19 protein-coding genes and 1 pseudogene are annotated in these 21,668 nt (G+C 50.7%); 10 read left to right on the top strand and 10 right to left on the bottom strand.

Annotation, left to right across the window (positions count from 1 at the left end):
* Positions 1 to 38: 38 nt before the first annotated feature.
* The 3 genes and pseudogenes from E5C26_RS14025 to E5C26_RS14015 form a co-directional block, all read right to left on the bottom strand.
* Positions 39 to 440 (bottom strand): annotated as a pseudogene (locus E5C26_RS14025) (transposase); the annotation flags it as partial.
* Positions 441 to 687: 247 nt separating this feature from the next.
* Complete coding sequence (locus tag E5C26_RS14020) at positions 688 to 2,652, bottom strand: acyltransferase family protein (protein ID WP_135316860.1); 1,965 nt, start codon at positions 2,650 to 2,652, stop codon at positions 688 to 690.
* Between the two features lie 262 nt (positions 2,653 to 2,914).
* Entirely contained in the window at positions 2,915 to 4,450 is a 1,536-nt protein-coding gene (locus E5C26_RS14015) for a SpoVR family protein (RefSeq protein WP_135316859.1), read from the bottom strand.
* A gap of 538 nt (positions 4,451 to 4,988) precedes the next feature.
* Here E5C26_RS14015 and E5C26_RS14010 point away from each other — a divergent pair.
* Positions 4,989 to 6,293, top strand: coding sequence for a D-amino acid dehydrogenase (locus E5C26_RS14010; protein WP_135316858.1), 1,305 nt, complete (start codon positions 4,989 to 4,991; stop codon positions 6,291 to 6,293).
* Between the two features lie 72 nt (positions 6,294 to 6,365).
* Positions 6,366 to 7,439: a catabolic alanine racemase DadX gene (gene dadX / locus E5C26_RS14005; protein ID WP_135316857.1), complete on the top strand. Its 1,074-nt coding sequence runs from the start codon at positions 6,366 to 6,368 to the stop codon at positions 7,437 to 7,439.
* A gap of 3 nt (positions 7,440 to 7,442) precedes the next feature.
* On the opposite strand, the gene E5C26_RS14000 is transcribed toward dadX, so the two are convergent.
* Together E5C26_RS14000 and E5C26_RS13995 are read right to left on the bottom strand one after the other, a co-directional pair.
* Positions 7,443 to 8,636 (bottom strand): multidrug effflux MFS transporter, encoded by a 1,194-nt coding sequence (locus E5C26_RS14000; protein WP_135316856.1) that lies wholly within the window; start codon positions 8,634 to 8,636, stop codon positions 7,443 to 7,445.
* Positions 8,637 to 8,745: 109 nt separating this feature from the next.
* Positions 8,746 to 9,306, bottom strand: a complete 561-nt coding sequence (locus E5C26_RS13995; protein WP_135316855.1) for a 3'-5' exonuclease — start codon at positions 9,304 to 9,306, stop codon at positions 8,746 to 8,748.
* 331 nt (positions 9,307 to 9,637) lie between these two features.
* Here E5C26_RS13995 and E5C26_RS24635 point away from each other — a divergent pair, with 331 nt between their 5' ends.
* The gene (locus E5C26_RS24635) at positions 9,638 to 9,793 is read left to right on the top strand and encodes a hypothetical protein (RefSeq protein WP_167796654.1); all 156 of its coding nucleotides are present in this window, start codon (positions 9,638 to 9,640) and stop codon (positions 9,791 to 9,793) included.
* Positions 9,794 to 9,802: 9 nt separating this feature from the next.
* On the opposite strand, the gene E5C26_RS13985 is transcribed toward E5C26_RS24635, so the two are convergent.
* On the bottom strand, positions 9,803 to 10,285 hold the full coding sequence (locus tag E5C26_RS13985; RefSeq protein ID WP_135316854.1) for a hypothetical protein: 483 nt from the start codon (positions 10,283 to 10,285) through the stop codon (positions 9,803 to 9,805).
* 171 nt (positions 10,286 to 10,456) lie between these two features.
* Between E5C26_RS13985 and E5C26_RS13980 the strand changes: the two genes are divergently transcribed.
* The gene (locus tag E5C26_RS13980) at positions 10,457 to 10,750 is read left to right on the top strand and encodes a hypothetical protein (RefSeq protein WP_135316853.1); all 294 of its coding nucleotides are present in this window, start codon (positions 10,457 to 10,459) and stop codon (positions 10,748 to 10,750) included.
* A gap of 311 nt (positions 10,751 to 11,061) precedes the next feature.
* The gene (locus E5C26_RS13975) at positions 11,062 to 13,179 is read left to right on the top strand and encodes a TonB-dependent siderophore receptor (RefSeq protein WP_135316852.1); all 2,118 of its coding nucleotides are present in this window, start codon (positions 11,062 to 11,064) and stop codon (positions 13,177 to 13,179) included.
* A 52-nt stretch (positions 13,180 to 13,231) separates the two neighbouring features.
* Here the strand turns inward: E5C26_RS13975 and E5C26_RS13970 are convergent, their stop codons facing one another.
* Positions 13,232 to 13,408 (bottom strand): GhoT/OrtT family toxin, encoded by a 177-nt coding sequence (locus E5C26_RS13970; protein ID WP_012145459.1) that lies wholly within the window; start codon positions 13,406 to 13,408, stop codon positions 13,232 to 13,234.
* Between the two features lie 222 nt (positions 13,409 to 13,630).
* On the opposite strand from E5C26_RS13970, the gene E5C26_RS13965 reads away from it, so the two are divergent.
* The 5 genes from E5C26_RS13965 to E5C26_RS13945 all read left to right on the top strand — a co-directional run bounded on the left by E5C26_RS13965 (position 13,631) and on the right by E5C26_RS13945 (position 16,693).
* Entirely contained in the window at positions 13,631 to 13,789 is a 159-nt protein-coding gene (locus E5C26_RS13965) for a YqaE/Pmp3 family membrane protein (RefSeq protein ID WP_006322621.1), read from the top strand.
* A 335-nt stretch (positions 13,790 to 14,124) separates the two neighbouring features.
* Positions 14,125 to 14,673 (top strand): GNAT family N-acetyltransferase, encoded by a 549-nt coding sequence (locus E5C26_RS13960; protein ID WP_135316851.1) that lies wholly within the window; start codon positions 14,125 to 14,127, stop codon positions 14,671 to 14,673.
* A gap of 180 nt (positions 14,674 to 14,853) precedes the next feature.
* The gene (locus tag E5C26_RS13955; protein WP_135316850.1) at positions 14,854 to 15,414 is read left to right on the top strand and encodes a fasciclin domain-containing protein; all 561 of its coding nucleotides are present in this window, start codon (positions 14,854 to 14,856) and stop codon (positions 15,412 to 15,414) included.
* 65 nt (positions 15,415 to 15,479) lie between these two features.
* Entirely contained in the window at positions 15,480 to 16,034 is a 555-nt protein-coding gene (locus E5C26_RS13950; RefSeq protein ID WP_135316849.1) for an RNA polymerase sigma factor, read from the top strand.
* Complete coding sequence (locus E5C26_RS13945) at positions 16,031 to 16,693, top strand: anti-sigma factor (protein WP_135316848.1); 663 nt, start codon at positions 16,031 to 16,033, stop codon at positions 16,691 to 16,693. The genes E5C26_RS13950 and E5C26_RS13945 overlap by 4 nt, the downstream gene beginning before the upstream one ends.
* 12 nt (positions 16,694 to 16,705) lie before the next feature.
* Here E5C26_RS13945 and E5C26_RS13940 read toward each other — a convergent pair whose 3' ends face one another.
* From E5C26_RS13940 to yeaG, 3 genes are all read right to left on the bottom strand, one after another.
* The gene (locus E5C26_RS13940; RefSeq protein WP_135316847.1) at positions 16,706 to 17,278 is read right to left on the bottom strand and encodes a type 1 glutamine amidotransferase family protein; all 573 of its coding nucleotides are present in this window, start codon (positions 17,276 to 17,278) and stop codon (positions 16,706 to 16,708) included.
* 832 nt (positions 17,279 to 18,110) lie between these two features.
* Positions 18,111 to 19,379 (bottom strand): YeaH/YhbH family protein, encoded by a 1,269-nt coding sequence (locus E5C26_RS13935; protein ID WP_135316846.1) that lies wholly within the window; start codon positions 19,377 to 19,379, stop codon positions 18,111 to 18,113.
* A 64-nt stretch (positions 19,380 to 19,443) separates the two neighbouring features.
* Complete coding sequence (gene yeaG, locus E5C26_RS13930; protein ID WP_135316845.1) at positions 19,444 to 21,378, bottom strand: protein kinase YeaG; 1,935 nt, start codon at positions 21,376 to 21,378, stop codon at positions 19,444 to 19,446.
* Positions 21,379 to 21,668 lie beyond the last annotated feature (290 nt).

The following is a 21,668-nucleotide window of genomic DNA, read 5'->3' as shown; positions in this document are numbered from 1 at the left end:
TGCTTGTCAGTTAAGCTTTTTTGAGGATGCCGCAACGGTTAACGTTGCGGATTCTTTTTTACCGCTCTTGAAGAATGCCTTTGCCGTCGCGTTGGTAGGACGAAGCTTCTCGCCATCGCCAGTATTTCATTCGTTACCTTCGGGACACTTCCTGGTGCCACCGCCGGCAGTATGCTCAGTTGGGCTGTCAGATACAGCGCTGCCTGCTTAAAACCTATCTGGTAAGGCTCCACGTGTTTAAGACTGTACGCCATCTGAGCCATCATGAACCTCAGCAAGTTATAGGCTAGGGCTATGCCCCAGAGTTCCTGCCTTACCAGCTCTGGCTTCCTGCTTCGTAACGTCAGTTCATTCTGTAACAGATGTTGTATCATTTCTCTGAAGCCATGTTCGATTTCCCAACGCTGCCCGTAAAGGTCAACGATATCGGCTTTCGGGTATCCTTCCCGAAGACAGGTGTTCTACGGGGAAAAGCGCAAATGCGCCTGTTAGGGCGCGGCTGGTAAGAGAGTCTTATAGGCGCATATGAAAAACCTCCGACTATGGCGGAGGATATTTATTATGGAGTAATACCGAGGGCTGAAATACGGTTCATATTCATGTTCTAATCGGGTTATCTACTCTCTAAAATGCAAAACGCCCGATCAAACTTATCGGGCGTTCATCAATCTATCTGAAGACTAACACTTACATACCATTTAAAGCCTGCGCGCTACCTAAATAGGTCAGATGCTGATCGTCATAGTAAAGTGGCCGATTGTTGCTTTTAAATTTACAACCCAAAGTATCACACAAATTTTTTGCTGGATTAAACACTTCAATATGGTGATTCTTTGCAACTGATGTCAGCAGTATATTGACCTCCTTCTTTGGTAAACGATAGTCGTTTGTAGCTTCGTTATCCAGTGATGTCGGTTGAATAAGCTGATTAGCGACTCGACGTAGAGGGATTTGCTGATTGTCGATGGCTCTGACAACGTTGAAGTTCAGGAAAGGGACATCCTTAACCAAAATGACTTTTTTATCAGAGTCGGTCAGCATTTGGATGACATTATTTAACCCTGACTCCAACGCGTTGAGTCCATTCTGGCCCGTATTAATGACAGTGTAACCGCCATCAATATCATCAACTCCGGAGTCCCAAAACGCGGAAATGATGACAGTTTTGATTTTTTCATTGCTGGTGATGAGTTTCATTACTTTTTCATTATAGGCTTCACATTCACTAGCATGAGAAGGGTAACTGCTTATCACTCTTGTTGCCCCTAATAGCATAGGGCATGAAGCTTTGGTTAATTGATAAACGCCCATATTGGATTTTTTCGCATATTGTTCAACCCCACCTCGTAAAGCTGCTGCATGACTGTCACCAACTAACGCAACAGCGTCTTGCTGAGCATTAGCTAAGCAGGATTTGTCTTTGGAATAGGAGGTTGAACCATAACCAACGAGGCAACGATCGGCAACGCGATCTAATTTATCAATTTCCGCTTGTGCCACCGCAGTGTTGACTCGTTGAGGAACACCTTGTAATAAGTAGCCGAATGAGCCAGGTAAAATCAATAGCGCTGATATTATCATATATCCTAGAATGATTTTTTTATTTTCAAGTTTAAACCCTTTTCTAAATGGTGTTTCGACAAATAAATAAGAGAGGTAAGCAATAAATAAAGCAATCGATGAAATGATTAATCCATTATAAACGGATAGCTTGCTATCAATGGCTAAGCGCGCAAAGGATAGTAATGGCCAATGCCATAGGTACCAAGAATAAGAAACCAGGCCGATAAAGACCATGATACGGTTTCCCAATATAATTGAGCTAATACGGCCATTACCAAGGATGATAAGCAATGAACCTAACACCGGCAAGGTTGCCGCGTAACCTGGAAAACTTGTATGTTTATCGAAATTGACGGCGGCGAATAAAATTAACACGATGCCAACAATAAAAATAATCTCTTTTATCTTTAAAGATAAACTGTTGAACCGTCCTTCCCTATGCATTATAGATAATATAACGCCCATGCCAAGTTCCCAGGCCCTGGTTGGTAACATAAAGAAAGAGAACAGCGGGTTAGTTTTCGTTAAAATAACGCAAAGTATGAATGAGATGGTGGAAATTACTGCAACCGAGGCCACGATTTTCTTATTGAATTTTATTACAATGGAAAGAATAATTGGTAGGAAAATATAAAATTGTTCTTCAACCCCTAAGGACCAGGTCATTAGTAAAGGGTTTAGCTCGGCATTGGGTGAGAAATAGTTTGTTTTATGCCAAAGCATAATGTTGGGAACTGATAATATCGTTGAACCTGAAAAAAGACTAAAATCTTTAAGTTCGAGAGGGGATAAGTAAAAGAAGGAGAAAATTGAACAAGTTAATAGCATGACCAGCAATGCTGGTGCAATTCGTTTTATTCGGCGTGTGTAAAAACGACTGTAGGAGAACGTTTTATTGCTAAGCTCTGTGTAGATAATTCCGCCAATCAAAAAGCCGGATATGACAAAGAAAACGTCAACGCCTATAAACCCGCCACTTAAAAAAGTAACGCCAGAATGATAAAGAATGACTAAAAGTATAGCTACGGCACGCAAGCCATCAATGTCTCGTCTATAATTTTTGACCCTTTCTTTTACTACGTTTTCCATCGATTCACCTAGCTAACCACATGATTTATAAAATATTACAAACGAGTGTTACTCGTATTGAACTCGCAAAGATAGTGCAAGCGCTTTCTGGGTTTGTAAAGGAAAAACACATTCAACTCGTAATTTCGGATTTTTACCCTCAGATACACAGTTTCTCTATACTGAGACAAGCAAAATACCCACAAGTAGAAGACATATGGGAACAGAAGAGATGATCGGCCACATTGTATTCACAACGTGGCCGAAACTGAGGCTTACTTAATTACAGCGGTGTCGGCCGTGGTGGGCAACGCTCCAGCAGCTCGACGCTGCCGTCCTCGTTCTGTTGCTCCAAAATAATGTCGAAGCCCCACAGACGATGCAGGTGTTTCATCACTTCACGTCGACTTTTATCCAGCGGTGCGCGATCCTGCGGGATATAACGCAACGTTAATGAACGGTCACCGCGTAAATCCACATTCCAGATCTGTATGTTCGGCTCGTGGTCGCTCAGATTATATTGCGCCGACAGCTCCTGACGGATTGCGCGGTAACCGGCTTCATCATGGATCGCGGCTATTTCCAGGTAGTTATTGCGATCGTCATCCAGCACGGTGAACAGCCGGAAATCACGCATGATCTTCGGTGACAGGAACTGGCTGATAAAGCTTTCATCCTTGAAGTCACGCATGGCGAAGTGGAGTGTTTCCAGCCAGTCTTTACCGGCGATGTCCGGGAACCAGTAACGATCTTCTTCCGTCGGCGATTGGCAGATGCGCTTGATGTCCTGGAACATGGCAAAGCCCAGTGCGTACGGGTTAATGCCGTTGTAATAAGGGCTGTTGTAAGGCGGTTGATACACCACGTTGGTATGGCTGTGCAAAAACTCCAGCATAAAACGTTCGGTTACCCGGCCCTCGTCGTACAAATGATTGAGGATGGTGTAGTGCCAGAATGTCGCCCAGCCTTCGTTCATCACCTGGGTTTGTTTCTGCGGGTAAAAATACTGACTCACTTTGCGCACAATACGCAGAACTTCACGCTGCCAGGGCTCCAACAGCGGCGCATTCTTTTCCATAAAGTAGAGGATGTTTTCCTGCGGTTCGCTTGGATAGCGGCGCGCCTGCTCAGGCGCCTCTTCACGTTCAACCCGTGGCAGGGTCTTCCACAGCGTGTTCACCTGGCTTTGCAGGTACTCTTCGCGGCTTTTTTGCCGGGCTGTTTCTTCGATCAGTGAAATTTTCTGCGGCCGTTTGTAACGGTCCACACCGTAGTTCATCAATGCATGGCAAGAGTCGAGCAGCTTCTCTACTTCTTCAACGCCGTAACGCTCTTCGCACTGGCTGATGTAGTGGCGGGCGAACAGCAGGTAATCGACAATTGAACTGGCGTCGGTCCAACTGCGGAACAGGTAGTTATTCTTGAAGAATGAATTGTGTCCATAGCAGGCGTGCGCCATCACCAAAGCCTGCATGGTGATGGTGTTTTCTTCCATCAAGTAGGCGATACAGGGATTGGAGTTGATCACGATCTCATAGGCCAGGCCTTGCTGCCCATGCTTATAGCGCTGCTCGGTCTCAATGAATTTTTTACCGAATGACCAATGGGTGTAGTTAATCGGCATGCCGACGCTCGAATAAGCGTCCATCATCTGCTCTGAGGTAATGACCTCGATTTGATGTGGGTAGGTGTCGAGCTTGTAATGTTTGGCTACGCGGTCGATGTGCTCCAGATACACCTGCAGCAACTCGAACGTCCAGTCCGGTCCATCGCTCAGACGTTTATCTTCCTTGACCTTATCATGTGTTGAAGTAGTCATCAGCGCACCCTCGTTATTACGGACCTTGCTCGAACGGCAGACCCTGTATCAATCGTAGCTCAATCTACGCAGAGGTAATAATGATATAAAGCTTAAAAATTCAACGATCTGTCGCAGGGAACCCACCGATAGAGCTGGCAGAGAGGTTTTACCCTGAGTTTTTTCTGCTGGAGCAGGATCTCACTACGGCAAAGCGTTATATTAGTAAAGTTGCAATTTTGTAGTTTATTGTTCTGTTTTATTGGCGCTGTTTCATTTTTATATTCTGTTAAATCCTTGTTGCTTTCTTGGCTTTTCCTTGGCGCTATCAATGCAGTCATTGACTGCATAACAGCCCGTGTTTCGCTCTGAAATCCTCCTTTCACCACATCTTATCGCTATTTATAGGTAGCTATTGCAAAAGAGACGGCCATGAACGATAAATTAATTGTGAATGTTGTCACGTTTGATGACGAAGATGTTGGACGGATTTTTCCACTGAGTTAATTTCCTGTGAGCAGAAGATTATGCTTTGTGAAGCCTTAAGCTGGAGTCAGCGATGCGAGTGGTAATTTTAGGTAGTGGAGTGGTGGGTGTTGCCAGCGCCTGGTATTTGGCGAAAGCGGGACATGAGGTGACGGTGATCGATCGTCAACCCGGTCCGGCGATGGAAACCAGTGCGGCGAATGCCGGTCAGATCTCACCGGGCTATGCGGCTCCGTGGGCTGCGCCTGGCGTGCCTTTGAAGGCGGTCAAATGGATGTTCCAGCGCCATGCGCCTTTGGCGGTTCGTTTGGATGGCAGCAGCTTCCAATTGAGCTGGATGTGGCAGATGCTCAAAAACTGCAATACCGAACACTACATGACCAATAAAGGGCGTATGGTGCGGCTGGCGGAATACAGTCGTGACTGTATCAAGGCGCTGCGCCAGGAAACCGGCATCCAATACGAAGGCCGTCAGGGTGGGACGCTGCAGCTGTTCCGTACCCAGCAACAGTTCGAAAGTGCGGCCAAGGACATCGCGGTGTTGGAAGATGCCGGCGTGCCCTACAAACTGCTGGAAGCCAGTCAGTTGGCCAGCGTTGAACCTGCGCTGGCGCAGGTGGCACATAAACTGACCGGCGGGCTGCAACTGCCTAACGATGAAACCGGCGACTGCCAACTCTTTACCCAGCAACTGGCCAAACTGGCACAGCAGGCCGGGGTGACCTTCCTGTATAACCGCAGCGTCGATCGCCTGCTGGTGGAAGGGGACAAGATCAGCGGTGTGCAGTGTGGTGAGGAAATCTTCAAAGCCGACAGCTATGTGGTGGCCTTTGGTTCTTATTCCACCGCGCTGTTGCGCGATCTGGTGTCGATCCCTGTCTATCCGCTGAAAGGCTACTCGCTGACCATTCCTATTACCGATGAGTCTGCCGCGCCGTTCTCAACCGTGCTGGATGAAACCTACAAAATTGCCATTACCCGTTTTGACCAGCGTATCCGCGTCGGCGGCATGGCGGAAATCGTGGGCTTCAATACTCAGCTTGAACAAAAGCGCAGAGAGACGCTGGAGATGGTGGTTCGCGACCTTTACCCTAACGGTGGAAGGGTAGAAGACGCGACCTTCTGGACCGGTTTGCGGCCGATGACGCCGGACGGCACGCCGATTGTCGGCAAGACCTCGCTGAAAAATCTGTTCCTGAATACCGGTCACGGCACCCTGGGCTGGACCATGGCTTGTGGTTCCGGCCAACTGCTCTCCGATTTGATGTCCGGTATCACACCGGCCATTCCATCTGATGACCTGGGTGTGGCACGCTACAGCGCCGGATTTCGCAGCCTCTACACCGGCCCCTTGAACGATGTGCATCCCGCGCGTTAAAAACCCTAATTTATAATGTTATTGTCACGGGCGTTGGCCCGTGACCGCATTCGCCGGCCCCTAGGAGTGCCCATGCCTCGCCCGATTTCCGCCACGTTACACCTTGGCGCTTTTGATAATAACCTGCAGGTGGTTCGTCGTTTCGCCCCCAAAGCCAAAGTCTGGTCGGTGGTCAAGGCCAATGCCTATGGTCACGGTATCAAACATGTCTGGCGCAGTATGGCGCAGACCGACGGTTTTGCCTTGCTGGATCTGGCCGAAGCCATTTTGTTGCGTGAGTCAGGCTGGCAAGGACCGATTTTGCTGCTGGAAGGCTTTTTCAAACCACAGGATTTGGCCCTGCTGGACCACTATCGTTTGACGACCTCGGTACACAGCGACTGGCAACTGGCGGCGATAGCCGAGGCCAAATTGTCGGCACCGCTGGATGTTTATCTGAAAGTGAACAGCGGCATGAATCGTCTGGGGTTTACGCCGGAACGTTTTCACGCTGTCTGGATGAAGGCCCAGGAGATCGGCAACATAGCCAGCCTGACGCTGATGAGTCATTTCGCCACCGCTGACGGTCCACAGGGCGTCGAGGCGCAAATGGCCGCCATTGAGCAGGCGGCGACGGGTATCACTTCACCGCGCTGTCTGGCCAACTCTGCCGCCACCTTGTGGCATCCGCAAACCCACGGCAGTTGGGTGCGGCCAGGCATTGTGCTCTATGGTGCTTCGCCTAGCGGCCAGTGGAGCGATATTGCCGACAGCGGTCTGCAACCCACCATGACGCTGAGTAGCGAAATTATCGGTGTTCAAACGTTGAAATCCGGTGATCAGGTGGGTTATGGCTGGCGTTACCGCGCCGAGGGAGCACAACGCATCGGCGTGGTGGCCTGTGGTTATGCAGATGGCTATCCGCGTCATGCGCAAACCGGTACGCCAGTCTGGGTGGATGGTGTGCTGACACGAACGCTGGGCACGGTTTCAATGGATATGCTGGTGGTCGATCTGACGCCTTGCCCGCATGCGGGTATTGGGACAGAGGTGGAGCTGTGGGGGCGACACCTGCCGGTTGACAATGTCGCCGCCGCGGCAGGCACGCTGGGTTATGAACTCCTGACGGCGTTGGCCGCCAGAGTGCCCATCATCACCGAGGCATAAGCCTCAGGCAATTTTTTTCAACTGACCTTTAATTTGCTTGCTGCGCTGCCGTGCGTGCAGCGCCAGCAGGCAACCCACCAGCATTACCAGCGCCAGTGACAGCTTGGGCGGCAACGGCAGCGCCATCGCCAATAAGCCCAGAGCGGCACCGCCGGCCATCTGCACAAAACCGACCAAGGCAGAAGCTACTCCTGCTTCATTGGAATATGGCTCCAGCGCGTAGCTGGTTGCCGGGCCCATCACAAAGGCCAGCCCAGCGCAGGCAAAAGCGACCGGCAGCATATAGGCCAGCCAGTGACTTTGTGCCGCACCGGACAGTAAGGAGACGCCAATCAGTAGCCCAATAGCCCCGATACCCATCAATATGCCGCCGGTCGCCAGACAGACGGGACGCCCGACCTTGTGAATGATGCGGTTGGCGAAAAAACTCACCAGCATGATCCAAAAGCCGTTGGCGCCAAACACCAGCGAGAATTGCAACGGCGTCAGCCCGGCGGTGCTCATTAGCACGTTAGGGGCCAGCGAGACGTAGGTCAGCGCCATGCCCATGGCACCGGAGTTGACCACGGCGAAGGACAGAAAGCGGCGGTCGCGGGCGATGCGGGCATATTGTCGCACCGGCAATCCTTTGACGCGCACGGTGTCCGCCGGACGGGTTTCCGGTAGGCGAAGGGCGATCAGTACCAGTACCGCCAACGCGTAACACACCAGGAACCAGAATGGGGCGCGCCAGCCATAGGCTTCTGCCAGCAGTCCACCCAGCAAGGGGGCCAGAGCAGGAATAATATTCAGCGTACCGTTGAGAAAACCGAAGGCACGGGCCGCATCGTCGCCGTTCATCCGATCGCGCACGCCGCTGAATGCCACCACTGCGGTACAACAGACCGCCACACCCTGCAACAGGCGAGAGGCGACAAACATCGTTGGCGTGGTGGCCAGCGCCGCCATTGCCGCGCCAATCATGTAAATCACAATACCGGCCAGAGCCACCGGCTTACGGCCGTAGTTATCCACCAGCGGGCCGGCAATAACCTGCCCGAGGCCCAACACCAGAATGAACAGAGAAATAGTGGACTGAATCAGCGCTTCACTGCTGTTAAGGCCAGCGGCGATGGCGGGAATGGTCGGCAGATAGAGATCGATACCCAGCGGGCCGAGTAGCACCAGGCTAAGAAGCAGAAACAGAAATTTTTGCATAACAAAAACAGCACATCCGAGTGACAAAGAGGGCTAGAGTAGAGATTCTGGCGCTAAATGGAAAGAGGCAAAGCCCAGGCCCGCCGCCGGTACGCCAGTCCTGTTCTATTTATGACGCAGCGGCTTTGCGGTAGTAAAGTGCTGATACCGTATCCGCCACGTAACGTGCCTGGTGTTTGGCGTCATCCAATGCCCGATGGGGCGTGCCTTCAAATGCCCGTTCTTTCTTCGGGTTAAAGCCCAGCATTTCTGCCAGGGTGATCACCGTGCGCACATCTTGCGTGTCCCAAAACTTCCACGGACAGGGCATCTCCAGCTGCTGGAAGGCATGTTCGAGGATAGCGCAATCGAACTCCTTGCCGTTGCCCCAGACCTTGACCTTCTCGGTGCTGTTCATATGGATAAATCGGCTCAGGTTGGTCAGCGCACGTTTGAGGCTTTCTGTACCGCCGAAAGCCAGCTTGCGCGCTTCATCCGACTGTTTCGCCCACCAGGCGACGGTATCCAGGCTGATGGTTCTGCCGGGCTGATCTTTTTGGCTGCTGACGGCGTTTTCAAACTCCGCGCCGAGCTGCCCGGTTTGGGGATCGAAAAATACCGCGGCGACCACCAGGATCACCGCACTGGGTTTTATATCCAGCGTTTCAATATCTAACATCAGATGGTGCATTGGGTCTCCCGGCCGGTTGAGGTACCGCATAATATTACTACAAACCGGGTCAGGATGCGCCGTCAGCCCCGACGGGTGCCGGCATGCAGAGTAAAATTCAAGTCGTAGATTTTGACGTCTTCGTCAAGTGACAACGTCAGGTGTTCTGCGGTGAGTAACGGCGAGGTTTGGTTATCCATTGATGCATTTTTCTTGGGTCTATTTGTTATGTAATAACACAACATTTACGTGTTCGAAATAACCAGCGGATTTATGAAATACTTTGAAATAGTCTAAAGCGGGGTAAGCAAGGTATGATGCTGAGGGTTTTGTTGTCAGGTTGGTCTTATCGGTGAGAACGCTTATTTTTATTTTGTGTATGGCGGGTTATCTGCTGGTGTTGAGTTACCTTGGTGTTTTCGTCACGGATAAAATATGTGAGAAATCCAATAACTACACCAAGGTGTGCCGCCTGGTCGATATTTCGGAGCCGCATATTCCAAAGTAAATTCGGCTGTCAGCTCAAATAGTCAGCGGTGATAAGCGGCGTCATCAGCCCTGATAATGCGGCCAGCGTTGCCCACTGTCGCCACCCAAGGCGTGCCAACCAATCCTGGCGCAGTGGCGGTGTCGCAAGCTGACCCACCGCAACCGTACCGGCCAGCAGCAACGTCAGAAAAATGAATACCAACCCACGGCTCCAGGCATTGAACTCGATGTGCAATACATTGGCGTAGTACAGCCGCATCAAAATATAATAGGCCAGCATTACCCAGGCGAAATGGGTGCGTTTTTTCAACACCTGATAAAGTAGAAATGCGATGAAAACGCTGTGGCACACGGAGATCAGTGGCGCTTCAATGGGGCGCCTGACGCAGCCGTTATAGACTGCCAGATAGATATTAAACACCAACTGGGCATAGAGGGTATAGATATACCAGCCATAGATGATTTTGAGCTTTTTTGGGGTTGGCGGGGTTGGGCAATAATCCGATATCATTGGAGCCTCCTGAGCTGACTAGCGTTATACCACCTAAAAACTAAATGAAAATTAAACGCCAAACAGGCTTTATTTTACCCCTGACCTGGAACTAAGCCGCATTCGCCAGGTCTGTTGAACGTTGCAACACGTAAGGTGTTTTTATGTGCTCCATAATGGTAATTCATTGATATGAAAGATTATAAAAGCGATAGCTCCGCCGTGTATCTGCTGATTATCACCCTGGGCCTCTATTTTTTCCTGCCACCGGCGCTGGTCGCTTTCTTCTTTGATTGGTTAAACCTCAACCCCTTTAGCATTATTCGCTTCTGGCATTTTAATCCGTTTTCCGCCGACCGCGGCATTCCTCTCTATCAAACCTTTATATACATATTAATCTTATGGGTTATAGCGAATATTCTGCTGGCGCTTATTTTGCTGCTGGCTCGACGTCTCTATGTCCGGTTAGTCAGAAGCACTCGTTGAGCACGGGCACCAGATAGATCCAAATTGCTTCCAATTGGTATGCCAGCCAAATGCTGGCATTAGTTTGATGACCAAGACCCCGAAATTTCCGCAATCAGTCCAGGGTTTTTACCTGCGACAAGTTAGTTCGCCTGCTGATAAAAAGTATCCTCATGCTTGTAATTCCTTATCGATAAAGATAATAATTATCATTAATATTTCCTTTTCTTTACATACAGCCCACCGATAGAACTTTTGCACTCTTGTCAGCCAGCGCTGCTGATGGGGGCGGGTCGGGGGTGACTTAATGATACTTTCCGGGGATTACCAATATGCAGATGATTTTTCCTGTCAAACGGTCGCGTGTTTTGTGTGCGCTCGCGATGTTCCTGCCGCTGACCTCGCTTGCCGAAGATACCCTGGTGGTTACCGCCAGACCTGCGGATACCGCCGAGTCTGCGACTCAGGGCTATCAGGCGACCACCAGCCTGGGGGCGACCAAAACCGACCAGCCGCTGATCCTGACGGCGCAGTCTGTTTCTGTGGTGACACGCCAACAAATGAGCGACCAGAATACCCAAACGGTTAATGATGCACTGAAATATACCCCGGGCGTTTTCACCAACTTCGCCGGTGGTGCGACACGCTATGACACCATTGCATTGCGCGGTTTTCACGGCGGTGATGTCAATAACACCTTCCTCGATGGCCTGCGCCTGTTAAGTGACGGCGGCAGCTATAATGCCTTGCAGGTTGATCCCTGGTTCCTGGAGCGTATTGACGTCATCAAGGGCCCTTCTTCCGTGATGTATGGGCAGAGCATTCCGGGCGGGCTGGTGGCCTTGACCTCCAAGCGTCCGCAGTTTGCTACGCAGGGAAAGGTTAATCTTTCGGCGGGTAATAACAGCACCAAGGGCGCGGCTTTCGATGTGACCGGTCCTTTGTCGGATCAGTGGGCTTATCGGCTGACCGGAATGACGCGCAGCAGCGATACCATGTATGACCATCAGCGCGAAGAACGCTATGCAATTTCGCCGTCATTGCTGTGGCAACCGGATGAAAATACTTCATTGTTACTGAAAGCTTACCTGCAAAAGGATCCGTCCGGCGGTTATCACAGTGCAGTACCGGCAGATGGCAGCCTCTATTCCAGCTCAGGTGACAAACTGGGGCGTGGATTCTTTGACGGAGAGAGCAGCCGTAACGTCTTCAAACGTTGGGAGCAGATTTACAGCTACGCCTTCTCGCACAGTTTTAATGACGTTTGGTCATTCCGCCAGAATGCCAGCTATACCCATTCTAACGTTGAACTGCAGCAGGTTTATCAGATTGGTTGGGATCAGGATCACCAGTTGCTGAACCGCTATTACAGTGGCTCGGCAACCTCACTGGACGCATTCGCCGTCGACAACCAACTGGAGGCCGACTTTGCTACCGGGCCGCTGGATCACCGAGTGATGTTGGGCCTGGATTACCAGCGTTTTCGTAATAACCTGTGGGATGAGTCTGCTGGCGCCTCTCAATTGAACCCTTATACCGGTGTGTCGGGTGGCGCGGGGTTGACCAATCTGACGCATACCGATTCCCGACGCCACTATGAACAAAGTGGTGTTTATCTGCAGGACGAAATCAGCCTGCAGAACTGGTATCTGAATCTGTCTGGTCGTTTTGACCGTATAGAGTCAAAAAACACGGTGCTCAACACTGGCACCAGCGATGAACGTCGTGATGATAACTTTAGCGGCCGCGCCTCGTTGCTGTACCGCTTTGACAGCGGTTTTTCACCTTACGCCAGCTACAGCACGGCGGTGACACCAGAGGCGCTATCCGACCAAAACGGTCATATGCTCAAGCCGAGCACCAGCGAACAGTACGAGCTGGGCCTGAAATATCAGCCGCCGGGCAGTTCATCAATTTACAGCGTAGCGCTGTATGACCTGACACAAAAAGACGTAGCTAACCGTGTAGTGCAGCAGAGTTATTATGTGCCTGCCGGAAAAGTACATTCTCAAGGGATTGAGCTGGAGGCTCGCAGCAAGTTAACCGAACATTTCGATCTGATCGCGGGCTACACCTACAACAAGGTGAAGTTCAAAGATGCGATTGATGGCAACAACGGTAATACGCCGTATCTGGCGCCGGAGCAAATGGCTTCCCTGTGGGGCAAATACGCCACCACCTACGGCGTGGATCTGGGAGCCGGGGTGCGTTATATCGGCAAGCAGTGGGCGGATAACGAAAATACGCTACGTATTCCTTCCGTGACGCTGGTGGATGCTTCGGTGCGGATGAATTTGGATGCGGTTAACTCATCGTTGAAAGGCGCTTATGTGCAGTTAAACGTGAATAACCTGACCGATCGAAAATACGTCGCGGCCTGTTATGGCACCGGTTATTGCTATTGGGGGGCAGAACGCTCCGTGCTGGCGACGGTAGGGTACGATTTTTAAGGGAAGGCTCATGACTGCCCCGTCGGTCTTTGGCGGGGCGGTTTCTCAAGCGTTAGAACAAGGAGAACATCAACACTACCGGTAGGCTCAATGGCCAGGTCAGGCCAATGGTTAACGCACTGATAAAACGAATCTTAATGGTATCCCGGCTGACCAGATAGGTAAAAATCATAGAAACTAACAGGCCAATTAAATAAAAGTATTGAGTTGCTACCCACAGCGACGACATGAAACCAATCCCAGTTGTATTTTTAAGCCTTAAATTTTAAGGGCTCAATCCCACATAATCAATGCTTATTAATTCTTTCTTTTACTGACGATATATAACCACAGTGTTTGTAGATATATACCAATTTAACGGTTTTATAAGACTCTCTGGAGAGATCGAAATTTGAAAATGTTAAGCATATGTAATATATTGGTGTCTTATAAAGCAAAATGAGGCGTTATTATGAGCTTTTGGAGAATCGTATTTACCATCATCTTGCCCCCTTTGGGTGTACTGCTGGATAAAGGGATCGGCGGGGCGTTTATCCTCAACATTATTCTGACTCTGCTTGGCTATTTCCCCGGTCTGATCCACGCATTCTGGATCCAGACCAAACAGTAGGGGTTTTACGGGCATATCGCCCAGGGAAGCGGTTTGTTCAGCGTAACGCTATCAACCCTGGTATGGGCACATGCCGGGGTTTTTATCTTTGAAGGGGCTAATGAATATTGAGGCCGTAGACAAACAACCATGAAAAAAGCATCGCCAGCAGGCCTGCGATAAAAAGAATGGAGATCATTTCTTTCACTTAGAAATTCCCTTTTGATTTCGTTGAAATTACTTCTCATTGTTTTTTCATGGGATTTTAGATCGTAATAGGTAAAAATCCTAGTTTTAATGTGGTGGTGTGACTGTTCATCGACCAAAATACAGCATTTGCATAGGAGGTTTGCCCCTTGGAAATCCCTGTTTTAAACAGCCGCCGGCTGGTATTGCGCCCGCTACAGGCTGATGATGCCGAAGATATTCAGCGTATGTTTCCGCACTGGGAAATTGTGCGTCTGATGACCAGCCAAATTCCCTGGCCATATCCTGAGGGGGCTGCACTTGAGTTTATAAATAATGTCGCATTACCGGCGATGGCTGCGGGTAACGGGTGGTTTTGGTCTATCCGACGTTTGGAAGATCAACGACATTTGATTGGTGTGATTAACCTTAGCCTGGGTGGCAACAGCAATCGTGGTTTTTGGTTAGCACAGCAATGGCAACGCCAGGGATTGATGACTGAAGCCAGTCAAAGCGTTACGGATTTTTGGTTCAATATACTGGGGCAGGAGGTGATGAGGGTGCCAAAATCGAAGGAAAATCAGGCGTCACGACGCATTTCCGAGCATAACGGCATGCGCGTGGTTGCCACGCAAGAAAGTGATTATATTGGCGGACGCATGCAGACGGAAATCTGGCAGATCACCCGAGAGGAATGGAATATCAGAAGGGGATGTTGATAGATAACGCCGTCAATAGCTCGTGAGCCATCCTCGCTCAGGCTCTGCAACTATGGCGTTTTATGTCTACATAATAGCCGTTGAAAATATTTCGCTGCCACTGCATCCAAAAACATCTCCTCGTACGTATATCCGAATGTGAGGCAAAACTTCACCTCTCTTACCTTCGAGGAATTGGTCATGAAAAAGCTCATTACTGGCGTTATATATGCATCGGTGCTGTTCAGTGGCGTGTCTGCCGCTGCCATGATGTCTGATCAAGTCATGGTGGGTGGTGCCGCCATGTACCCAGGTAAAAATATTGTCGAAAACGCCGTTAATTCTAAAGATCATTCGACTCTGGTGGCGGCGGTCAAGGCGGCGGGGCTGGTAGATACCCTACAAGGCAAGGGGCCGTTTACCGTATTTGCACCGACCAACGCGGCCTTTGCCAAATTACCGGCCGGCACCGTAGACAGCTTGTTGAAACCTGAAAATAAGGCTTTGTTGACCAGCGTGCTGACCTACCACGTGGTGGCAGGCAGATATGATATGAAGCAGTTGGAAAAGAAAATCCATGACGGTAAGGGGTCTGCTGAATTGAAAACGGTGAACGGACAGCCTTTGTGGATCATGAGTAACGGGCCACATAATATTCAGCTTAAAGACGGGAAGGGCAATATTGCCAATATAAGCACCTATGATGTCTTCCAAAAAAATGGGGTGATTGATGTTATTGATACCGTTCTGATGCCTAAATAAATTGGGACTATACTTGTTGCGGGTGTTCTGAGTGTCAGTCACCCGCGGCTTAATCAGGATGGGACATGACAGCACCCTTGCCAGAAGATGATGTGGCGATGATGAAGGCTATAGGGCTTGGCGATCGTCAGGCCTTTGAACAGCTCTATCGCCAGACGTCACCGCGTTTGTATGCCGTTGCTTTGCGCATACTTCGGCGACAATCCTGGGCAGAAGAAGTGTTGCATGAGAGCTTTATCAGCGTGTGGAATCGAGCTTCCAGCTATGATCCACAACTCAGTTCACCTCAGACCTGGTTGACGCACATCGTGCGTAACCGTGCCATCGACTGGTTACGCGGCGCTGGCGGTAGGGCGGCAGAACGTGAGGATGAGTGGGGGGATCTTGACGGCGTCAGCCTCATTGAACCGGTTGAAGAGTTACAGCGCTCGCAGGAGGGACGAAAGCTGACGGCGTGTTTAGATAATTTACCCGTCGATCAACGGCAAAGCATTGTGCTGGCTTACTATCAGGGTATGTCGCACGGTGAAGTTTCCATTTATCTGCAACAACCGCTTGGCACGGTTAAAAGCTGGATCCGCCGAGCTCTCGACCATCTAAAAGACTGCGTGGGATTATGAAAAACCGGGGTGAGTACGACTCAGCCCTGGCCGCGGAGTATGCGCTAGGCACGCTGCGTGGCCCGGCGAGATTCAAGCTGGAACAGCGGATCCGCCGCGAGCCGGAACTGGCTGCTATGGTGGCACAGTGGCAGCGATTATTGGCTCCACTCGACGATGGGTTGATACCCGTAGTGCCGCCGGAGCGAGTGTGGAAGAAAATCCAACTTAGCCTGCCATCTGTGGCAAGCCAACGACGCTGGCGTTGGGACTATCTCGGCTGGGCACTGGCAGCCGGTTTAGCGGCTGTAATATTAGTGCCGCGTTTTATCACACCGCCGCAGGAGTTTAGTCCGGCAGTGGTGCTCACCAGCAGCCAAACCGGCAGCGGCCAGTGGATTGTGAGTCTGGACAAGGCGCAAAGTCATCTGCAATTAACACCGGTTAATCCGCCGTCAATCGCTGCGGCAAACAGTTTGCAGCTCTGGGCCATACCTGCCGGAGGGAAACCTGTGTCATTGGGGCTGATTGCGACCCAACAGGCTACCCGATTGCCACTGGAGCAGATCCAGTTGTCCAGGGGGATGACCATCGCTATTAGCCTGGAACCGGCTGGCGGCTCGCCAACCGGACAACCGACGGGACCGGTACTGTACAGTGGGCTGTTAGCCTCGTTGTAATAGCCTATAGCGCTAAACCGACTTACGATGTTCGGCCGCATGCATCGCCAGATAGGTTTTGAGATTATCGTCACTAATCTCCAGAGTCGCTAAAATCTCGGCCATAAAGCTGACCGGAGCGCTACCGGGGGCGGTGATCACGCGTCGATCGGCCACGGCGTAAGGCACATCCTGATAGTACGCAGCCCCACGATAATTGAGTTGCGACAGGTTTTCCGGCGAATTGGAAGTATGAAGGAGGTTATCCAGCACGCCCGCTTGTGCCAATACGCGGGTTCCATCGCAAATGCCGGCGACAACGATGTTTTTCTCATGTGCCTGTGCAACCAGCTCGGTGATATTGGGCGCGTGTTCTGTTTGCCATGCGGTGCCGCCACAAACGATCAGCAGGTCGATTTCATCAAGCTGGATGGATTCGATCGACAACTGCGGAGTCACCAGCATGCCACCGGAAGAGGTAACCTGAAGCCCTTTGGGTGAGGCAAAAAGGGTGTCGAAGCCATAATAACCACGGCCGGTGGAGTTGATCAGTGCGGTTTCCCAGTCGGAGAAATTTTCGGTAAGAATGGTGATAACTCGTGTCATTGGCGTGTATTTCCTTGTGCATTTGGTCAGGGCGCGTGGAGATTTTCTCCCGCAGGAATACCCAGTCTAAGGGTGAGGACTGCCAATTTCTGTCAGTAGGGTTTACGACCGATCATTGTGTTCAGTAGCACGGTTGATATCAAAAAAATCCCGCGCAGCGGCGGGATTAAGGGATGATAGCGACAAACTGGATGTTGTTCTGATTATGCGGTGTTGTGTGTTTCCAGACGACGACAGTAGCGCACCTGCATTTCGGCGACAAGACGAAAAACTGTAATAGCGCAGGTATCAGAATATCCTCATAAGAAACTGAAATTGTTTGCTAAATGGTTAACTCAATGGGAAGGGGCATAGCCTGATAGCGATTATTGAACCACTTCCTTGTGGAGAGGCGTCCTAGCGTCGTTTCCGCTTGGTGTTGAAAGTACTTACCCTTCTTTGCCGCAAATACATGACAAAGGAAAATACGACAACTGCGATCAAAACGACGATGATTGCAACGGGAAGGTATTCCATAGCACTCACCTGAGATGGCAATTTGGCACCCCATTAAATAGGACTTTTCCTAAGCTGCGCAATGAGCATTTTGTCAGGGAAGCGTAATTAGGAATTACCTTAGCTGGTGACCATCGAGCCTGTTCAGGAGAAAAAACTTTTATATGAACAGTAACTTACAGATTTATCTACGAGGTAAGACTGGTGGGGGAGTGATTTAATTGACCATGACGTTAAGTAAACCCTGAATTAAAACTTTCCTGTGGCAGTTTGCATTCTTTTTGTAAAAGAAAACGGCCGATTAGTCTGATTAACCGGCCGTTGATAAAGATGTCAATTATACGGTTTGCTTGTGAAAAAGTTCCCGGAAAACCGGGTAGATATCGTCCGGTTCGCGGATATGTTGCATGGCAAAGTTTTCGAATTTCGCCTGCAGGTCTTCATACTCACGCCACAGTGTTTGATGGGCGCGGCGGGTGATTTCAATGTAGCTATAGTAACGCACCATCGGCAGCAGCTTCTTCGCCAGCAGTTCGTGACACAGCGGTGAGTCATCGGCCCAGTTGTCGCCATCCGACGCCTGCGCGGCGTAGATATTCCATTGTGCCGGGTCGTAACGCTCTTCAACCACTTCATTCATCAGTTTCAGCGCGCTGGAAACTATGGTGCCGCCAGTTTCCTGCGAGTAGAAGAACTCCTGTTCATCCACTTCCTTCGCCTGGGTATGATGACGAATGTACACCACGTCGACGTTTTTATAGGTTCTGCTCAGGAACAGATAGAGCAGAATATAGAAGCGTTTGGCCATGTCTTTGGTGGCCTGATCCATCGAACCGGAAACGTCCATCAGGCAGAACATCACCGCCTGGCTGGAAGGCTCGGGCCGCCGCTCATAGTTCTTGTAACGTAAATCAAAGGTGTCGATAAAGGGCACGCTTTCGATTTTTTTGCGCAGCTCGGCAATTTCCTTACGCAGCCGTTCCTCTTCCAGCAGTTGCACCGGCTCGGTGTTTTCCATCTGGGTGAGTTCGTCTTCCAGCTCATGCAAGGCGCGCCGTTTGCCGGCGGTCATGGCGGTTCGCCGCGCCAGTGAATTTTGCAGCGAACGCACTACGCTAATGTTAGCCGGCACGCCGTTGGCGGTGTAACCGGCTCTATGGGTCTTGTACTCGGTGAGCTGCTTGTACTGATTCTTTTTCAGATTTGGCAGCGCCAGATCCTCAAACAGCAGGTCGAGATATTCGTCTTTGGAGATCTGGAAGACGAACTCGTCCTCGCCTTCGCCGTCCTGGCTGGCGTTACCCTGGCCGCTACCACCACCGCCGCCACCCTGTGGGCGCTCAACGCGGTCATTCTGGACAAAGTGGTCATTACCGGGATGAACGCGGTGGCGTGTGCCACCGCGACCCTGATGAAACATCGGTTCGTTGATATCGCCATTGGGGATCGAGACTGACTCCCCGCTGTCTACGTCGGTGACCGAACGCTTGTTGATGGCTTCGGCAATCGACTGTTTGATTTGCGACTTGTAACGACGCAAGAAGCGTTGGCGGTTCACCATGCTCTTGTTTTTACCGTTCAGCCGTCGGTCAATAAAATAAGCCATACTTCCCCCAAACGACGTTGCCAACTGTCTACGCCATCTCCATGACGCTAATTCTCATTAGACGTTATGAAGACTTTCTGACCCGCAGATACCATTCACACAGCAGGCGAACCTGTTTGCGGGTGTAGCCTTTCTCCATCATGCGATCGACGAAGTCGTCGTGTTTCTTCTGCTCGTCCGTTGAGGTTTTAGCGTTAAACGAAATGACCGGCAGCAATTCTTCGGTGTTCGAGAACATTTTCTTCTCGATCACGGTACGCAGCTTCTCATAGCTGGTCCAGTTAGGGTTGCGGCCACTGTTATTCGCCCGGGCGCGCAGCACGAAGTTGACTATTTCGTTGCGGAAATCTTTCGGGTTGCTGATGCCGGCCGGCTTCTCGATTTTTTCCAGTTCGGCGTTCAGAGATTCGCGATCGAACAGTTGGCCGGTATCCGGATCACGGTACTCTTGATCCTGGATCCAGAAATCTGCATAGGTCACGTAGCGGTCAAAAATGTTCTGGCCGTATTCCGAGTAAGACTCCAGATAAGCCGTCTGGATCTCTTTACCGATAAATTCGGCGTATTTCGGGATCAGATAACCTTTCAGGTGTTCCAGGTATTTCTCTGCCTGATCCTGAGGGAACTGCTCACGTTCGATTTGCTGTTCCAACACGTAGAACAGGTGTACCGGGTTAGCGGCGACCTCTGCGTGATCGAAGTTGAACACCCGCGACAGAATTTTAAACGCGAAACGGGTGGACAGGCCGTTCATGCCTTCATCGACCCCGGCATAGTCGCGGTATTCCTGATACGACTTGGCTTTAGGATCGGTGTCCTTGAGGCTCTCACCGTCATAGACGCGCATTTTCGAGTAAATGCTCGAGTTTTCCGGCTCTTTCATACGAGAGAGCACGGTAAAGCGGGCCAGCGTTTCCAGAGTGCCCGGTGCGCATGGCGCATGGGTCAGTTCGCTGTGATCCAGCAGTTTGTCGTAGATTTTTATCTCTTCTGAAACCCGCAGGCAGTAAGGCACCTTGACGATATAAACGCGGTCGAGGAAGGCCTCGTTGTTTTTGTTGTTACGGAAGGTCACCCATTCGGATTCGTTGGAGTGAGCCAGAATAATACCGCTGAACGGCAGGGCGGAAATGCCCTCGGTGCCGTTATAGTTACCTTCCTGGGTGGCGGTCAGCAGAGGGTGCAGCACCTTGATTGGCGCTTTAAACATCTCCACGAACTCCATGATCCCCTGGTTGGCGCGGCACAGGGCTCCGGAGTAACCGTAGGCATCCGGATCGTTCTGTGCATGGTTCTCCAGCTTGCGGATATCGACCTTACCGACCAGCGCAGAAATATCCTGGTTGTTTTCATCACCCGGTTCGGTTTTGGCGATGGCAATCTGTTCCAGAATAGAAGGGCGTACTTTGACTACTTTGAATTTGGTGATGTCGCCGCCAAACTCATGCAGGCGTTTGGCCGCCCACGGTGACATGATGGTGCCGAGGTAGCGATTCGGGATGTTATATTCTTTTTCCAGAATATTGGCATCCTCCTGCGGGTTGAACAGGCACAGCGGGTGGTCGTTAACCGGGCTGCGTTCGCCGTTGGCGCTCAGGGTGTAAATCGGCACCAGTTGCATCAGCGCTTTCAGGCGTTCCGCCAGCGATGATTTCCCGCCGCCCACCGGGCCCAACAGATAAAGGATTTGTTTCTTCTCTTCGAGCCCCTGAGCGGCGTGTTTCAGGTAAGAGACTATCTGCTCGATAGCTTCCTCCATGCCGTAGAACTCTTCGAATGCCGGATAGCGTGCGATCACGCGGTTGGAGAACAGGCGAGACATGCGCGACTCAAGCGCAGTGTCGACCATTACTGGTTCACCGATAGCCATCAGCAGACGTTCGGCCGCATTGGCATATGCACTGCGATCTTGCCGGCAAATGGTAAGAAAGTCCTGCAGTGTGAACTCTTCGTCCTTGGCAGCTTCGTAGCGCTGGCGATAGTGGTCAAATATGTTCATGGCGATGCCCGTCCTTTCGTTATTAGCACAGGTTAAAGGGAGCTGGTGATAGTGTTTTGGCTCCCGAAAGAAGAAGTTATCCCTGAGTACAGCAACTCGTATGCCAACTTGGTGCGCTTATTATCGCGAGTTGCGCTGTATTGCCACTGGCTCAGGATTTATTCACCTTCTGATTTAAGCTTAGTTTGCATACCAGAAAATTTCCTGCGTGGTAAAAAGCTTTTTTTAAGTCATATCAATGACTCAGTTATTACAGGGATAGCCATATGCCTTGTCTGGCGCGGCCTGCG

The organism is Serratia proteamaculans (assembly GCF_004684015.1).
GTDB lineage: Bacteria > Pseudomonadota > Gammaproteobacteria > Enterobacterales > Enterobacteriaceae > Serratia > Serratia proteamaculans_F.
Note: the sequence above shows the minus strand (reverse complement) of the source record. Positions and strands in the feature narration are given on the sequence as shown.

Bases quoted from the DNA above. Each gene is read 5' to 3' on its own strand.
- E5C26_RS13985 (WP_135316854.1), bottom strand. From the start codon at position 10,285: ATGATATCGGATTATTGCCCAACCCCGCCAACCCCAAAAAAGCTCAAA.
- E5C26_RS14010 (WP_135316858.1), top strand. From the start codon at position 4,989: ATGCGAGTGGTAATTTTAGGTAGTGGAGTGGTGGGTGTTGCCAGCGCC.
- E5C26_RS13955 (WP_135316850.1), top strand. From the start codon at position 14,854: ATGAAAAAGCTCATTACTGGCGTTATATATGCATCGGTGCTGTTCAGT.
- E5C26_RS13940 (WP_135316847.1), bottom strand. From the start codon at position 17,278: ATGACACGAGTTATCACCATTCTTACCGAAAATTTCTCCGACTGGGAA.
- E5C26_RS13965 (WP_006322621.1), top strand. From the start codon at position 13,631: ATGAGCTTTTGGAGAATCGTATTTACCATCATCTTGCCCCCTTTGGGT.
- E5C26_RS13950 (WP_135316849.1), top strand. From the start codon at position 15,480: ATGACAGCACCCTTGCCAGAAGATGATGTGGCGATGATGAAGGCTATA.
- E5C26_RS14015 (WP_135316859.1), bottom strand. From the start codon at position 4,450: ATGACTACTTCAACACATGATAAGGTCAAGGAAGATAAACGTCTGAGC.
- E5C26_RS13980 (WP_135316853.1), top strand. From the start codon at position 10,457: ATGAAAGATTATAAAAGCGATAGCTCCGCCGTGTATCTGCTGATTATC.
- E5C26_RS14000 (WP_135316856.1), bottom strand. From the start codon at position 8,636: ATGCAAAAATTTCTGTTTCTGCTTCTTAGCCTGGTGCTACTCGGCCCG.
- E5C26_RS13945 (WP_135316848.1), top strand. From the start codon at position 16,031: ATGAAAAACCGGGGTGAGTACGACTCAGCCCTGGCCGCGGAGTATGCG.
- E5C26_RS13975 (WP_135316852.1), top strand. From the start codon at position 11,062: ATGCAGATGATTTTTCCTGTCAAACGGTCGCGTGTTTTGTGTGCGCTC.
- yeaG (WP_135316845.1), bottom strand. From the start codon at position 21,378: ATGAACATATTTGACCACTATCGCCAGCGCTACGAAGCTGCCAAGGAC.
- E5C26_RS13935 (WP_135316846.1), bottom strand. From the start codon at position 19,379: ATGGCTTATTTTATTGACCGACGGCTGAACGGTAAAAACAAGAGCATG.
- dadX (WP_135316857.1), top strand. From the start codon at position 6,366: ATGCCTCGCCCGATTTCCGCCACGTTACACCTTGGCGCTTTTGATAAT.
- E5C26_RS13970 (WP_012145459.1), bottom strand. From the start codon at position 13,408: ATGTCGTCGCTGTGGGTAGCAACTCAATACTTTTATTTAATTGGCCTG.
- E5C26_RS13995 (WP_135316855.1), bottom strand. From the start codon at position 9,306: ATGCACCATCTGATGTTAGATATTGAAACGCTGGATATAAAACCCAGT.
- E5C26_RS14020 (WP_135316860.1), bottom strand. From the start codon at position 2,652: ATGGAAAACGTAGTAAAAGAAAGGGTCAAAAATTATAGACGAGACATT.